Genomic DNA, 679 nt, shown 5'->3' on the forward strand with positions numbered 1-679 from the left:
AATAGGGATTTCTTCTTTATTTATATTTTTTATTATTTTTAAAGGTGTTTGTCCACCAAATTGAATAATAACTCCTTTTGGTTTTTCTTTTCTTATAATTTCTAATATATCTTCTAAAGTTATAGGTTCAAAATATAATTTATCACTAATATCATAATCAGTAGAAACTGTTTCTGGATTACAATTAATCATAATCGTTTCATATCCATTTTCACGCATAGCAATTGCTGCATGCACACAACAATAATCAAATTCAATACCTTGTCCAATTCTGTTTGCTCCACTACCTATTATAATAATTTTATTATAAGTATTATTAATATTAGCTTCACATTCTTCATCATATGTAGAATACAGATAAGCAGTTGAAGTAGTAAATTCTGCTGAACAAGTATCAACTCTTTTATATACTGGATGTATATTTAATTTTTTACGTAATTCTCTAATTTTATTTTCATTAACATTTAATAATTTAGCAATTCTATTATCACTAAAACCTTGTTTTTTTAGTAAATATAAATTATCAAAATTAATATTATTTATATTCTTTTTTAAAAAAATATTTTCTATTTTTATTAAATCTTTAATTTGATTTAAAAACCAAACATCAATTTTTGTATAATTAAAAATTTCTTTTATTGTAAATCCAGCTCTAAAAGCATCAGCAATATAAAAAATA

The 679-nt window shown here is 21.4% G+C and carries 1 protein-coding gene; it reads right to left on the minus strand.

Annotation, left to right across the window (positions count from 1 at the left end; all coding sequences use genetic code 11):
• Nucleotides 1-679 (minus strand): carbamoyl phosphate synthase preATP-grasp domain-containing protein (locus IE124_RS36365; protein WP_502266947.1); only part of this gene is annotated, 679 nt, incomplete at both ends.

The sequence above is a fragment of the Streptomyces narbonensis genome, from assembly GCF_014649015.1.
Taxonomy (GTDB): domain Bacteria; phylum Actinomycetota; class Actinomycetes; order Streptomycetales; family Streptomycetaceae; genus Streptomyces; species Streptomyces narbonensis.